The 14,212-nt window shown below is 73.6% G+C and carries 12 protein-coding genes; 4 read left to right on the top strand and 8 right to left on the bottom strand.

Annotated features, from left to right (window positions below):
* The first annotated feature begins 9 nt into the window (after positions 1–9).
* Genes ACFYPS_RS11520 through ACFYPS_RS11510 form a run of 3 tightly spaced genes read left to right on the top strand, consistent with a single transcriptional unit; the run spans position 10 to position 4,774 of the window.
* Entirely contained in the window at positions 10–1,611 is a 1,602-nt protein-coding gene (locus ACFYPS_RS11520; protein WP_387324145.1) for an acyl-CoA carboxylase subunit beta, read from the top strand.
* An 11-nt stretch (positions 1,612–1,622) separates the two neighbouring features.
* Positions 1,623–3,614 carry a biotin carboxylase N-terminal domain-containing protein gene (locus ACFYPS_RS11515; RefSeq protein WP_387324142.1) on the top strand — a complete coding sequence of 664 codons (1,992 nt, stop codon included), beginning with the start codon at positions 1,623–1,625 and terminating at the stop codon, positions 3,612–3,614.
* Positions 3,611–4,774 (top strand): acyl-CoA dehydrogenase family protein, encoded by a 1,164-nt coding sequence (locus ACFYPS_RS11510; RefSeq protein ID WP_387324139.1) that lies wholly within the window; start codon positions 3,611–3,613, stop codon positions 4,772–4,774. Before ACFYPS_RS11515 ends, ACFYPS_RS11510 begins: the two co-directional genes overlap by 4 nt.
* A gap of 16 nt (positions 4,775–4,790) precedes the next feature.
* On the opposite strand, the gene ACFYPS_RS11505 is transcribed toward ACFYPS_RS11510, so the two are convergent.
* Together ACFYPS_RS11505 and ACFYPS_RS11500 are read right to left on the bottom strand one after the other, a co-directional pair.
* Positions 4,791–5,804: a hypothetical protein gene (locus ACFYPS_RS11505; protein WP_387324136.1), complete on the bottom strand. Its 1,014-nt coding sequence runs from the start codon at positions 5,802–5,804 to the stop codon at positions 4,791–4,793.
* Positions 5,801–6,148, bottom strand: coding sequence for a PadR family transcriptional regulator (locus ACFYPS_RS11500; protein ID WP_387324133.1), 348 nt, complete (start codon positions 6,146–6,148; stop codon positions 5,801–5,803). Before ACFYPS_RS11500 ends, ACFYPS_RS11505 begins: the two co-directional genes overlap by 4 nt.
* Positions 6,149–6,497: 349 nt before the next feature.
* Between ACFYPS_RS11500 and ACFYPS_RS11495 the strand changes: the two genes are divergently transcribed.
* Entirely contained in the window at positions 6,498–6,830 is a 333-nt protein-coding gene (locus ACFYPS_RS11495) for a hypothetical protein (RefSeq protein WP_387324130.1), read from the top strand.
* Here ACFYPS_RS11495 and ACFYPS_RS11490 read toward each other — a convergent pair.
* The 6 genes from ACFYPS_RS11490 to ACFYPS_RS11465 all read right to left on the bottom strand — a co-directional run bounded on the left by ACFYPS_RS11490 (position 6,817) and on the right by ACFYPS_RS11465 (position 14,203).
* A complete protein-coding gene (locus tag ACFYPS_RS11490) occupies positions 6,817–8,301 on the bottom strand; it encodes a serine/threonine-protein kinase (RefSeq protein ID WP_387324127.1) in 1,485 nt (494 codons plus the stop codon). The two genes, ACFYPS_RS11495 and ACFYPS_RS11490, sit on opposite strands and share 14 nt — an antisense overlap.
* 30 nt (positions 8,302–8,331) lie before the next feature.
* Positions 8,332–8,856 carry a hypothetical protein gene (locus ACFYPS_RS11485; protein WP_387324124.1) on the bottom strand — a complete coding sequence of 175 codons (525 nt, stop codon included), beginning with the start codon at positions 8,854–8,856 and terminating at the stop codon, positions 8,332–8,334.
* A 159-nt stretch (positions 8,857–9,015) separates the two neighbouring features.
* Positions 9,016–12,636: an adenylate/guanylate cyclase domain-containing protein gene (locus ACFYPS_RS11480; RefSeq protein ID WP_387324122.1), complete on the bottom strand. Its 3,621-nt coding sequence runs from the start codon at positions 12,634–12,636 to the stop codon at positions 9,016–9,018.
* Positions 12,633–13,469 (bottom strand): MBL fold metallo-hydrolase, encoded by an 837-nt coding sequence (locus tag ACFYPS_RS11475; RefSeq protein ID WP_387324119.1) that lies wholly within the window; start codon positions 13,467–13,469, stop codon positions 12,633–12,635. The genes ACFYPS_RS11480 and ACFYPS_RS11475 overlap by 4 nt, the downstream gene beginning before the upstream one ends.
* Positions 13,470–13,589: 120 nt before the next feature.
* A complete protein-coding gene (locus ACFYPS_RS11470) occupies positions 13,590–14,051 on the bottom strand; it encodes a RidA family protein (protein ID WP_354963388.1) in 462 nt (153 codons plus the stop codon).
* Positions 14,048–14,203 (bottom strand): DUF4177 domain-containing protein, encoded by a 156-nt coding sequence (locus tag ACFYPS_RS11465; RefSeq protein WP_007466198.1) that lies wholly within the window; start codon positions 14,201–14,203, stop codon positions 14,048–14,050. Before ACFYPS_RS11465 ends, ACFYPS_RS11470 begins: the two co-directional genes overlap by 4 nt.
* Positions 14,204–14,212: the final 9 nt, after the last annotated feature.

The raw sequence follows: 14,212 nt of genomic DNA, 5'->3' as shown, positions 1-14,212 counted from the left end.
GGAGATGCATTGAGCACCCTGGACAGCGCGATCGACCCGTCCGCACCCGGGTACGCGGCGAACCGGGCAGCGTTGCTGGACCGGCTGGCCGAGCTGGACGCCGCGCTGGACCAGGCCCGGGCCGGCGGCGGCGAGAAGTACGTGACCCGGCACCACGCCCGCGGCAAGCTGCTCCCCCGGGAGCGGATCGAGCTGCTGGTGGACGCCGACAGCCCGTTCCTGGAGCTGTCGCCGGTCGCCGCCTACGGCACGGACTTCCCGGTCGGGGCCAGCGTGGTCACCGGCATCGGCGTGGTCGAGGGCGTCGAGTGCCTGATCATCGCCAACGACCCGACGGTCCGCGGCGGCGCGGTCAACCCGTGGTCCCTCGCCAAGACCCGGCGGGCCGGGGAGATCGCGCTGGCCAACCGGCTGCCGATGGTCAATCTGGTCGAGTCAGCCGGGGCGGACCTGCCCACCCAGGCGGAGATCTTCATTCCGGGCGGCCGGGTGTTCCGCGACCTCACCCGGCTCTCCGCGGCGGGCATCCCCACGGTCAGCGTGGTCTTCGGCAACGCCACGGCCGGTGGGGCGTACGTGCCGGGGATGTCCGACCACGTGATCATGATCCGGGACCGGTCGCAGGTCTACCTGGCCGGGCCACCGCTGGTGAAGATGGCGACCGGCGAGGTCACCGACGACGAGTCACTGGGCGGCGCGGCGATGCACGCGGGCACGTCCGGGCTCGCCGACTACCTGGCCGAGGACGAGCGGGACGGCGTCCGACTGGCCCGGCAGTGCGTCCGCCGGCTGAACTGGCGCAAGCAGGGCCCGCCACCGCGCACGGCTGTCCCGCAGCCGCCGAAGTACGACCCGGAGGAGCTGCTCGGCATCGCCAGCGCAGACCTCAAGGTGCCGTTCGACCCGCGCGAGGTGCTGGCCCGGATCCTGGACGGAAGCGACTTCGACGAGTTCAAGCCCGCGTACGGTGACGCGCTGGTCACCGGCTGGGGCGAGCTGCACGGGTATCCGGTGGGCGTCCTGGCCAACGCCCGGGGGGTGTTGTTCAGCGAGGAGGCGCAGAAGGCGGCGCAGTTCATCCAGCTCGCCAACGCCGCAGACACCCCGCTGGTCTTCCTTCAGAACACCACCGGCTACATGGTCGGCACCGAGTACGAGCAGCGCGGAATCATCAAGCACGGCGCCCTGATGATCAACGCGGTGTCCAACTCGACGGTGCCGCACCTGACGGTGAACCTGGGCGCCTCCTACGGGGCCGGCAACTACGGCATGTGCGGCCGGGCGTACGAGCCGAGGTTCCTGTTCACCTGGCCGAACGCGAAGTCTGCGGTGATGGGCCCGGCGCAGCTCGCCGGCGTGCTGTCCATCGTGGCCCGGCAGGCCGCTGCCGCGCGCGGGCGCGACTACGACGAGGAGTCCGACGCGGCGATGCGGATGATGGTCGAGCAGCAGATCGAGTCGCAGTCCGGGGCGCTGTTCCTCTCCGGCCGGCTCTACGACGACGGGGTGATCGATCCCCGGGACACCCGGACCGTCCTCGGGCTCTGCCTCTCGGCGATCCACAACGGACCGGTGAAGGGCGCCGACGGCTTCGGTGTCTTCCGGATGTGAGGGGCTCGCTCATGATTCGCAGACTGCTCGTGGCCAACCGGGGTGAGATCGCCCGCCGTGTCTTCGCGACCTGCCGGGCGCTCGGCGTGGAGACGGTCGCCGTGCACTCGGACGCGGACGCCGCCGCGCCGTTCGTCGCCGAGGCCGACCAAGCGGTGAGGCTGCCGGGAAACACGCCGGCCGAGACGTACCTGCGGGTCGAGAAGATCCTGGATGCGGCACGCCGCAGCGGCGCGGACGCCGTCCATCCGGGCTACGGCTTCCTGGCCGAGAACGCCGAGTTCGCGGCGGCGGTGACCGACGCCGGGCTGACCTGGGTGGGGCCGCCGGCCAAGGTGATCGCCGCGATGGGCGACAAGCTGGCGGCGAAGGCGCTGCTCGCCGAGGCGGGCGTGCCGATGCTGGCCAGCTGGACCGACACCGACGAGATCAGCGACTTCCCGGTGCTGGTCAAGGCGGCCGCCGGCGGCGGCGGGCGCGGGATGCGGATCGTCCGGGACGCCGGGGAGCTTGCCGAGGCCGTCGCCTCGGCGCGGCGCGAGGCGGCCGCGGCGTTCGGCGACGGCACGGTCTTCATCGAACGGTACGTCGAGCGCGGCCGGCACGTCGAGGTGCAGATCCTCGGTGACGCCCACGGTCGGGTGGTGTCCATCGGCGACCGGGACTGCTCGATCCAGCGCCGGCACCAGAAGATCGTCGAGGAGGCGCCGGCGGTCGTCCCGGAGCGGGTGCGGACGGCGTTGCACGAGGCGGCGGTCGCCGCCGGTCGCGCGGTCGACTACCTGGGCGCCGGCACGGTGGAGTTCCTGCTCGCCCCGAACGGGGAGTTCTTCTTCCTGGAGATGAACACCCGACTCCAGGTGGAGCATCCGGTCACCGAGCTGTGCACCGGGCTGGACCTGGTCGGGCTGCAACTGCTCGTCGCGGAGGGGGAGCCGCTGCCGGCGACGCTGCCGGGCAGCACCGGGCACGCGATCGAGGTACGCCTCTGCGCCGAGGACGCGGCCGCGAACTGGCGGCCGGCCACCGGCACCCTGCACCGGTTCACGGTCCCCGGGGTGGCCTCCGAGTTCGGCGCGCTGGCCGCCCCCGGGCTGCGGCTCGACTCGGGCGTGGTGGCCAATTCGACCGTCGGCGTGCACTACGACTCGATGCTGGCGAAGCTGGTCGCCTGGGGCCGGACCCGGGCCGAGGCGGCCCGGCTGCTGGCCACCGCGCTGTCCCGCGCTGAGCTGCACGGGGTGACCACCAACCGGGACCTGCTGGTCCGGGTGCTGCGCAGCCCCGCATTCGCCGCCGTGGAGATCGACACCGGGTTCCTGGACCGGCATTCCGAGGTCTTCACCCCGCTGCTCCCCGCCGACCGGCTCCCGCTGGCCACGCTCGCGGCGGCTCTCGCCTCCGCCGCCGGTCGTCGCGCCGATGCTCGGGTGCTGGCCGGGCTGCCGTCGGGCTGGCGCAACGTGCCGGCCGTCCCGCAGGTCACCCGGTTCACCGGCCCCGACGGCGAGATCGAGGTCCGCTACCGGCTGGACCGTACGGGCGGGCTGGCGGAATGGTCCGCCGACCCCGGTGCCGCCGAGCCCAGCGCCGCCGACCCCGCTGTGGCACTGGTCGAGGCCACCCCGGACCGGGTGGTGCTCGACGTCGACGGGGTGCGGTGCGCGTACCGCGTACACCGGGTGGGGTCGGCGGTCTTCGTGGACGGCCCGGACGGGCCGGCGAGCCTTGCCGAACTGCCGCGTTTCCCGCTGCCCACCGCGGAGCTGGCCGCCGGGTCGCTGCTCGCGCCGCTGCCCGGCGCGGTGACCCGGGTGCACGTGCAGGTCGGCCAGCGGGTCACGGCCGGCGATCCGCTGCTCACGCTGGAAGCGATGAAGCTGGAACATCCCGTGCTCGCCCCGACCGACGGCGTCGTCGCCGAGCTGCCGGTGCCGGCCGGCGGTCAGGTCCGCACCGGCGCCGTGCTGGCCGTGGTCAATCCCGAGGAGGACCCCCGATGACCTTCGACCTCACCCCCGAGCAGGACCAGCTGCGCGACGCCGTGCGGGCACTTGGCCGCCGCTATGGTCATTCCTATTTCGTAGCGAAAGCGAAATCGGGGGAACACACCACCGAGCTGTGGGCCGAGGCCGGCCAGCTCGGCTACCTGGGGGTCAACATCCCCACCGAGTACGGCGGCGGGGGCGGCGGCATCACCGAGCTGGCCATCGTCTGCGAGGAGCTGGCGGCGGCCGGCTGCCCGCTGCTGCTGCTGGTGGTCTCCCCCGCCATCGCGGCCACCGTCATCAACCGGCACGGCACCGAGGAGCAGCGCAAGCGGCACCTGCCGGGCCTCGCCGACGGCTCCCAGAAGATCGTTTTCGCGATCACCGAGCCGGAGGCCGGCTCCAACTTCCACCGCCTGGGCACGGTGGCCCGCCGCGACGGTGACGGCTGGCTGATCTCCGGCCGCAAGTGCTACATCTCCGGGGTCGACGAGGCCGGGCACGTCCTGGTGGTGGCCCGCACCGAGGACGCGGGGACCGGAAAGCTCAAGCCGGCGCTGTTCCTCGTGCCGACCGACGCGGCCGGTCTGACCCGGTCCAAGCTGGACATGGAGATCCTGTCCCCGGAGAACCAGTTCCTGCTCTACCTGGACGACGTGCGGGTGCCCGCCGACGCGCTGGTCGGCGAGTCGCTGGACGCCGGGCTGCCGGCCCTCTTCGCCGGGCTCAACCCGGAGCGGATCACCGTCGCCGCGATGGGCGCCGGCACCGGCCGGTACGCCATCGAGCGGGCCAGTGACTACACCGCCACCCGCAAGGTCTGGGGCGGCCGCAGCATCGGCTCCCACCAGGGAGTGTCGCACCCGCTCGCGCACGCGGCGGTGCAGGTCGAGCTGGCCCGCTTGATGATCCAGAAGGCGGCCACCCTGTACGACGCCGGCCGCGACCTGGAGGCCGGAGTGGCCGGCAACATGGCCAAGTACGCCGCCGGGGAGGCCGCCGCGCTCGCCGTGGACACCGCCGTCCAGGTGCTCGGCGGCGCCGGCATGACCACCGAGTACGGGGTGGCCACCCTGCTCGGAGCGGTCCGGGCCGGCCGGATCGCCCCGGTCAGCCGGGAAATGATCCTCAACTTCGTGGCCCAGCACGTCCTCGGTCAGGAGAAGTCGTACTGACCGGCCCACTTCGCGGTTACGCGCCTTGGGAGCCCGGCCGTTCCCGGTAGTGGAGTACGGCCGCGGCCACTGCGAAGAGCAGCGCGGGCACCAGCACCAATGTCAGCCCCTGCGCAGGGGTGAGCGCATCGAGGACGCCATCGTGGGTTCCACGCTCGAGGAACGTCTCCGTGGTCCCAAGCCCCAGTCGGGTGAGCAGCAGCGTGACGCCCACCGGGACAACCAGCGCGAGGAGGCGCCGTCGCAGCACCGCCGGCGTGGACAGGATGACGAGGGCGAAAAGCAGGTATCCCACACTCAGCAGAATCGCTTCGATCTGGCCGACGCCGACGGTGAATATCCAGGAGGTTCGAACGGGTTCCGTCCAGCGGTCGGCAAATGCAACGGTGGCGATGCTCGGGGCACCGACGCTGACCAGCGTCGCCGCAGCCAGCAGGTCAAGCCGCCAGCGGCCGATGCCAGCTGTGCCGGAGCCGGGAGCGCGGACGACAAGCGCCACGGGGACCATCCCGGCCAGCACCGCCGGCCAGAGATTGAACACCGTGGAATATTGCCCATACGCCCCGGCGACCCGCACCACCTCGAACGCCGCAGCGCATACGGCGGTCGCGGCTGCTGTCCGGCTCCACCGCAATGCTGCCAACATCGCCACGACGAGCCACACCCCGGAGCCGAGCCACGACGGCCAGGAGACGACCTCCTGACCGAGCCCAAACGGATGGCCGTCCGCGAGCAGGGCGAGGTGCAACACCGGAAGGCGCGCGGCGCGCGCGAACAGCACCAGCGAGGCGATCAGACCCAGTACCGCTGCGGCTTCCCGCCAGGCATCGACCGAGAGTCGGGCATCCAGTTGGCGGACGTGCGCACGGAACGCCCCGCCGAGCAGGGCGAGCACGTCGCGCGCCGCGGGCCTTCGCTGGTCGGGCGCCGCGTCGTCCAGCAGCACCCCGAGCATCTCGTCCTCGTACTGTTGGCGGTACTCACGGGGATAGCAGGCCAACAGCCACCGGTAGACCTGGTCCAATCTCACGCCAAGCCGCCTTCGAAGATGAGGCCGGCACGGCGAAGTCGCACGTTCGCCGCCTCGGCGTTGCTCCGCAGGCGCGCCGACTCCTCGGCCAAGCGTCGCGCGCCGGGCGCGGTGAGTCGGTAGTACCGGCGCAACCTGGACTGCACCTGCTCCTCGCGATCAATGTCGATGAGGCCCTCGGTTCGCAGCCGATCCAGGGCCGCGTAGAGGGTGCCGGCGCGCAGGTCAACGCGCCCGTCGGAGATCCGGCGGACCTCATCGAGGACTGCGTACCCGTGCCGTGGGGCCTCGACGAGCGCGGTAAGGATCAGATAGGTCGACTCTTGCATGGAAGCACTCGCCATGATCACAGCATATACCGATCGACTGTATATACGACAGCTTCTCCTGCACGGACGGCAGGTCCGGCTGCTGCCGGCTGTCGCAGCCGGCGGCGGCGGCCAGGGTGAGGGTCAGGGCGACCGCCAGTGTCGTCGCGACCGAGCGGAGCCGGGACTGGGCAGTGCGTGTGGTCATGGGCGACCTCGCTGACGGAACCGGCCTGCGGGACACCGGGAGTAGCGATTTCGGTCCACTCCGTGTGCGCGCCGATCGGTCTGGTCGGTGGGGCCGGCTGGTGGCGTCGACCGGCACGTCGGACGGCTCTGTGGTTGACAGCGGGCCCTGTGACGACATGCTGGAGGGGTGAGTCGATTGTCCAGGTCCGATGCGCGGACGGTAGCGGTGGTCGCGGCGCTGGGAGCCCTTGCGGTGCTGGTCACGCTGGTCGTCTGGCGCCGCCAGGATCTTCTCGGCGTAGCCCTCGCGTTGCTCTGCGTCCTGCTGACCATGGTGGCCGGGGTGTCCGTGTCCGCCGCCCGCCAGGGCGACGACCCGGAGCCGGTGGACCGTCCGTTCGCCGCCGGGCCGCCGGAGTTGAGGCCGTACGGGATCGACGCGGATACGCTCGAAGCTCTGGACAGCCGGGACGCGTTGCGTGCGGTGCGTGACCGGCGGCGCGGGTTGGGCGGGCTCAGCGACCGGTGAGTGTGGGCGCGGTGAGCGCGTCGACGCCCCGCCCGGCCAGGCACCGGTAGGTCCGGTCGACGCTGCCGTCCACCGGCGGGAGCACCTCCAGGTGCCAGCCGACCGGGTCGCTGATCGCCGTGGTCAGTCGGAAGGTGGTCGTGCTGCACACCTGGCGCACCGGCTCGGCCGCGACCACGTCGTCGTATTCGGCGCCGACCAGGGACACCGGCAGGACGCCCTCGGCGTACGTCTCCCAGGTGTGCCGTCCGGTGCAGGGGACGCGGGCCGCCTCGGCGCGGGTGCCGCGGATCCGCACCGGGCCGAAGCACTCCAGCTCGGGCAGGCAGTGGGCGCCCTCGGGCAGAGCGGTCGGCGCGCCGGTGCCGGTCGTGCAGCCGGGCAGCGGCCCGGTCGCTGGCGCGGCGACCCGGCTGACCGAGGGGGACGGCTCGGGCGGTGGGCCGCTGCCGGCCATCCAGGCGCCGGCGCTGGCCGAGGCGGCGAGCGCGAGCGCCCCGGCACCGCCGAGGAACCAGCGCCGCCAGCGCCGACCGGCGGGGACCGTCGGGTGGACGTCCTCAACCGGGGGGCGCGGCGCCGGCTGGCCGGCGGCGTAGCCCGTTCCGCCGCTGACCGGGGCACCGCTGACCGGCGTCGACGGCGGGCCGAGCGGCAGGCTGGCGAGCAGCTCGTGCAGTTCGAGAGCGGAGGGCCGATCGGCGGGGTCGTTGGCCATGCCGGCGCGGAGTACGTCGATCAGCTCGTCCGGCACGCCGGGCAGGCGAGGAAGCGGCTGGTTGAACATCTCCAGCACGGTGACGAGGCTGGGGTTTCGCTCGGACTGCCAGCGTGGCGGCCGACCGTGCATCACCGCGTAGAGGGTGGCGCAGAGCGCGTACACGTCGACGGCCGGCGACGGTGGGCTGTGGTTGAACATCTCCGGCGGCGCGTACGCCGGGGTGAGCACCTCCAGGGTGACCGAGGCGTCGCGGTGCTCCGCGAGCACGGCCAGCCCGAAGTCGGCGAGCACCGCCGAGTTGAAGCCCGAGTAGAGGATGTTGGCCGGCTTGACGTCGCGGTGCAGCACCCCGGCCGCGTGCGAGTGGGCCAACGCGTCAGCGATCTTCAGGCCGAGGTCGCGGGCCTCGACCGGGCCGAGCGGCGAGGTGCGCATCCGTTCGGCGTACGAGCCGTCGCAGAGTTCCATGATCAGGTAGGGGTGCTGGTCGACGGTGACCCCGACGTCGAAGAGGTCGACCACGTGCGGGTGTGACGACATCCGCCCCGCCGCCCGCGCCTCGCGCAGGAAGCGGGCCTGGTCACGCTCGCTGTCCAGCGTGCGGTTCTCCACCTTGACGGCGACCTCGCGGCCCACCGAGATCTGGGTGGCCTGGTAGACGGTCGCGTAACCACCCCGGGCAAAGACCCGCAAGTCGGTCAGACCGGGCACATTCGGCACCGGCAAGCCGCCGGTCGGGGTGTCGGTCACTGCTCGAAAATACCCAACCCTGCCGGTGGCTCAGCGCACCGCGTCCGCCGGAGCGGCACCGGCCGCGCCGGGCCCCTCTCCGACATCGCCGGCCACGTCGGTGCCATCAGCCGTCGCAGCGGTGTGTTCCTCCGTCGCGCCAGCGCCGGCCGGCGCACTCCTACGGGCGTCCAGGCGCAGGCCGACGGCGGTGGCCAGCGCGCCAAGGCCCTCCCAGGCAGCCACCCCGAAGAACCGGTCCGGAGCGATCTCGGCCAGCACCGCGATGCTGAACACGGTGAACGTGACCAGCCGGAAGACCACCGTGAACCGGTAGAACGCCCGCCACTCGGTCACCGTGGCGAGCAGGTAGTAGACGCCCATGTTGAACGACGCCATCGAGGACGCCAGCAGGAAGGTGCCGGTGTGGTCACCGACGGCACGGCTGGCCGGCACGTCGAACCCGAGCATGCGCAGCAGCGCCTCCGGCCAGAGCAGCCCGAGCGCACCCATCAGCAGCGCCAGCACACCGAAGACCGCGATGGTCCAGCCCGCGACGGAACGCGGCAGCTTCATGGAGAGCCTCCCCAGGCACGGCGACGGTCACCACTGTGGACCCCGCACGGTGTTGACACGCTAGCCGCTCACCCCGACCACCACATCCCCGAAACCGTCAATAACCCACCCCACCACGCCAGCCCCCCGATCGGCGCGGGCCGCGGGGAGAGCGCCGGGTCAGGGGGTGGCGGTGAGGCGGGCGCGCAGGGCATCCGCCTCGGCGCGTTCGCTGCGCTGCTCGGTGGCGTACGCCAGGCGCACCGCCTCGTCCGCACAGGACAGGGCCTCAGCCGGGCGACCGCAGGCGGCCAGCGCCTCGGCCAGCACGCTGGCCGCGATCACCTGGCTGCGTACGTCCTCGGCCGGTGCAGTGACCGCCCGCCGTGCCCAGTCCAGCGCCTGGTCCCGCTGACCGTGGGCGAGCAGCGCCGACGCGTACCGGGCCATCGTCTGGCGGCGGGAGAAGAGCAGCGATGGCGCGTTCGCGGCGGCGGTGGCCACCGGGGCGAGCAGCCCGACCGCGGTCGCCGAGTCGCCAGCCGCCAGCCGGGCGGTCGCCAGCAGCACCCGGGGCGCGACCTGCGCCGGGGCCTGCGGGTTGTGCGGCTCCACAGCGGTCAGCACCGCGCGGGCGGCCTGCTCGGCGGTCTCGCAGTCACCCATGTCCAGCGCCACGAAGCCCCGCAGCGTGCCGGCCATCCCGGTGAGCAGCGGGTGCGAGGTCCGGTCGGCGTACGCCAGGGCGTCGGTGAGCAGGTCGGCCGCGTGTTCCGGCTCCCCCAGCCCGCGCGCCACCACGGCCCGGACCACCAGCGCGAACCCGCGCCCCCAGTCGTCGGAGGCAGCGGCGAACTCCCGGTAGGCGCGCCGGGCCTCCCGGTCCGCCTCGGCCAGGTCGCCCAGCTCGGCGGTGGCGAACGCCGCCACCGCCCGCAGGGTGCCCACCGCCCACGCCTCGCCGACCCGCTCGCCGAAGGGCAGGAAGACCCGCGCCAGCCGGCCCGCCTCGCGCAGCCGGCCCGCCAGCAGCCGGGCGAACGCCGCCGTGCCCCGCAGCCAGGCCCGCCCGTACGGATCCTTCAACTCGGCGAAGAGCCGTGCGGCCCGGCCGAGCACCGCGTCGGTGCCGGCGAAGTCGCCCCGGGTGGTGGTCACCCAGGCCAGGTTCTGCAACGACCAGGCCTGCCCGCGCCGGTCCTGTGCGCCGAGGCTCACCTGGTACGCGGCGGCCAACCGGCTGCTCGCCTGGCTCAGCCGCCCGGTCACGAAGTCGGCCATGCCGAGCCGCCGCATCGCCGAGGCGCGCAGGGTGGGCAGGCCGCCGTCCGTGGCCACCTGCAACGCCTCCTGCCAGGCGGCCACCGCCCGGCCCTGGTCGCCGAGGGTCTGCTGGGCCTGCCCGGCGAGCAGCAGGGCGCTGGCCCGAACTGCTTCGTCCCCCGCGTTCGCGGCGATCTTCTCGGCGTAGGCGAGCGCGTCGACGACCCGGCCGATCTGGAGCAGCGCCCGAGCGTGCACCACCCGGTCCGCCGCCGGCACCCCGTCGCGGGCCAGTTCGGTGGCGCGCTCGGCGTACTCCACGGCCAGCGCCGGCTCGCCGGCCGACAACGACCGGCGGGCGGCCCGGCCCAGCGCGGCGACCCCGAGCGGGGCCACGGCGCGGGCCGGCGCGTCCGGGCGCAGCTTCACCGCGTCCGCGAGCCTGGCGGCCCGCTCCACATGGGTGGCCACGAAGTCGTCCCGGGCCTCGTCGGTGAACCCGCCCGGCGTGCCGGCGGCGGCCTCGTCCCGCGGCGCAGCCCAGCGGGCCAGCGCGGCGTGCCGCTCGGCCAGCTCCGCCTTGCTCACCCCGGCGTACGCGGCTTCCCGCATCAGCGGAGTGGCGAACGCGTAGCCGAGGCGGGTGCGGTGCAGCATCCGGCGTTGCAGCAGTTCATCGACGGCCCGGTCGAGTTCCACCGCGGCCACGGCCGAGGGCCGGCCATCGCGGCCGCCGTGCTGCTCACGCAGCGCCTCCAACGCACCGGTGGGCACCGCGTCACCGATGACCGCGGCGTCGCGCAGCACCGAGCGGGCGTCCGGTGGCAGCGCGTCGATCCGGGCGGCGAGCACCGCGGCGAGGTCCCGGGAGAGCAGCCGGCTGCCCAGCGAGCCGGGCACCAGCCGCCAGCCGGCCGTCGAGCCCTGGTCCCGCTCGCCGGACCCGGCGCGGACACCGCGGGCCGGCTCCACCGTGGTCAGCGCCCCGCGCTCGATCAGCAGGGTGACCAGCTCGGCCAGGTAGAACGGGTTGCCCTGGGCGGTGGCGAGCAGCCGGTCCGTGTCGGCCGGCGGCAGCTTGCCACCACCGAGGTAGCTGGTGAGCAGCCGGGCCGCGTCGGCACCGCGCAGCGGCGGCAGGGAGTGCACCTCGGCGTCCGCGACCCGGGTCAGCGCGCCGGCGGTACGGACCAGCTCGGGGCGGCCGAGCAGCAGCACCAGCACCGGGCCGGTGAGCCGGGACAGGGTCAGCCCGAGGGCGCGGATCGTCTCGGCGGTGGCGTCGTGCAGGTCGTCCACCACGATCACCAGCGGCGCCTCGGCGGCGAGCCCGCTGAGCAGGTCGGCGACCGCGTTCGGCACCGCCTCGGCGTCGGCCGCCGGCGCGCCCGCGCCCCACTCGCCGTTGTCGGTGCCGCCGTGCGCGGGAAGTTCGGCGTAGCCAAGCAACGCGAGCAGCTGGTCGGTGGCGATCGGTGCGGTCTCTCCACCGGCGCGGGCGAGCCGCTGGCTGAGCCGGCGAAACCGTTCCTCGACCGCCGGCCGGGTCAGCGCGGTGGCCGCGTCACCGGGCAGGCCGACCGCGGCGCGGACCAGATCGGCCAGCGGCGCGAGCCGGCGCCGCTCACCGAAGGCGGCGCAGCGCACCGAGAGCACCCGGGCGCCGGTGTGCGCGGCGTACCGGCCGGCGCCGACGTCGTATCCGGCGGCGAGCCGTTCCACCTCGGCGGCGAAGCGGGACTTGCCGATGCCCGCCTCGGCGGTCATCAGCAGCACCCGCGGGTCACCCTGGTCGATCACCTCGGCGAGCCGGCCGGCGACCCGACCGATCTCGGTCTCCCGGCCCACGTAGGGCGCCTCGTCGCCGAGCCCCGACCGGGTGCCCGGCGCGTCCAGCAGACCCAGCAGCTCGTACGCCTCGACCGGTTCGCGCTTGCCCTTGAGCCGCAGCGGGCGCAGGGCACGCCATGAGGCCACGTGCCGGGTGGCGGCGGAGGTCCTTCCACCGGCGTAGACCGCGCCGACCGCTGCGGCGTCAGCCAGCCGGGCGGCGGTGTTCACCGTGTCCCCGATGACCGTGTACTCGATGGCGGCCTGGATGCCCGCGATGACGTCGCCGGTGTTCAGCCCGACCCGCAGCCCGAGCGGCGCGCCGCCGCCCCGCTCGTCGTCGAGCACCCGGCGGACAGCCCGCTGCATCGAAAGGGCGGCCCGGACGGCACGTTCCGCGTCGTCCTCGTGCGCCACCGGAGCACCGAAGACTGCCATGATCCCGTCACCGGTCAGCTTGTCGACGTGCCCGCCGAAGGTCTTCACCGCGCCGGCGAGGGCGGCGAGCACCCGGTCGGTGACCGCCCCGACGCGTTCCGGGTCGAGGTCCTCCGACCAGGAGGTGAATTCGGAGAGGTCGCCGAAGAGCACGGTGACCACCCGGCGCTCGGCCGCCGGCAACGTCGCGGCGGCCGGCAGCGCCGCCCCGCAGTTGTGGCAGAACCGCGCGCCGGGGACGGCGACGGTTCCGCACACGGGGCAGGTCACGTCTGCTCCAACCCACTGACCCGGGGCTCGGATTCCCCGGTGCCGACCCCCAGGTACTCAAGCTGGGCGCGGACCGACCACTCGGCGGCCCACCAGAGGGAGCGGTCCACGTCCGCGTAGACCGCGGCGACCACCTCAGCGGGGGTGTGGGCGCCCGCGGCGACGGCCGCCCGGACCTGGTCGAGACGGGCCCGGCGGTGGGCGAGGTAGAACTCGGCGGCGGCGGCGCAGTCGGCCAGCGCCGGGCCGTGCCCGGGCAGCGCCGGGACCCCGCGGTACGCGGAGAGCAGCTCCAGGCTGGTCAGGTAGTCGCCGAGGTGCCCGTCGGGTTGCGCCACCACGGTGGTGCCCCGGCCGAGGATGGTGTCACCGGTGAGCACCACCCGCTCGTCGCCGCACTCGACCAGGAAGCAGACCGAGTCGCCGGTGTGCCCCGGGGTGTCCAGCAGGCGAATCTCCAGGCCGAAGCCGTCCAAGTGCTCGCCCGAATCGGTCAACGGCGCACCACCGATGGTGTGCGCCGCGTCGACGGCGAGGACGTGCACGCCGCCGAGGAGCTCACTCAGGCGGGCGGAACCCTCGGTGTGGTCGGGATGGCCGTGGGTGATCAGGATCAGCCCGATCGGGCCGTGTTCGGCGATCCGGGCCAGGTGCCCCTCGTCCGCCGGCCCCGGGTCGACCACGACGCCGTACTCCGCCGTCGGGGCGCGCAGCACCCAGGTGTTGGTGCCGTCGAGGGTCATCGGACCCGGGTTCGGCGCACGCAGCAGCGTCACCCAGCTCGGCAGCTCGTCGGCGAGCGCCGCCGCCGGCGCCGTCACGTGCCCGCTCATGGCTGCGATCGTACGACCCCGCGCGCCACACCCCGCGATCTTGCACCTGCGGTCCCTGATTCGTCCCCGTTCGGGGCTTTCATCGGCCAGGAAGCGCACGACCGCGGGGCCGGCGACGCGTCAGGCGACCTCGAGGATCAGCTCGACCTCCACCGGCGCGTCCAGGGGAAGCTCGGCCACCCCGACGGCGCTGCGGGCGTGGCGGCCGGCCTCACCGAAGACGGTGCCCAGCAGGTCGGAGGCGCCGTTGATCACCGCGGGCTGGCCGGTGAAGCCGGGCGCGGAGGCCACGAACCCGGTCAGCTTGACCACCTTGACCACGTTCTCCAGACCGACCAGCGAGTCGACCGCAGCCAGCGCGTTGAGCGCGCACCGCTGGGCCAGATCCTTCGCCTGCTCGCCGGAGATACCGGCGCCGACCTTGCCGGTGGCCAGCAGCTTGCCCTCGGCCATCGGCAGCTGCCCGGAGACGTACACGTGCTGGCCGGACTGCACGGCCGGTACGTAGCTGGCCACCGGCGGCACCACCTCGGGCAGTTCGAGACCCAGCTCGGCGAGCTTCGCGTGCGGACCGTTGCTCATGCCTTGGGCCGCTTCAGGTACGCGACCAGCTGGTCCGGGTTCGGCCCGGGGACCACGGCGACGAGTTCCCACCCGTCCTCGCCCCAGTTGTCGAGGATCTGCTTGGTCGCATGGACCAGCAGCGGGACCGTGGAGTATTCCCACTTCTGCATCGCTGGAGG

This window comes from Micromonospora sp. NPDC005087 (assembly GCF_042872965.1).
Lineage (GTDB): Bacteria > Actinomycetota > Actinomycetes > Mycobacteriales > Micromonosporaceae > Micromonospora.
This window is presented reverse-complemented; position numbering and strand designations above follow the sequence as displayed.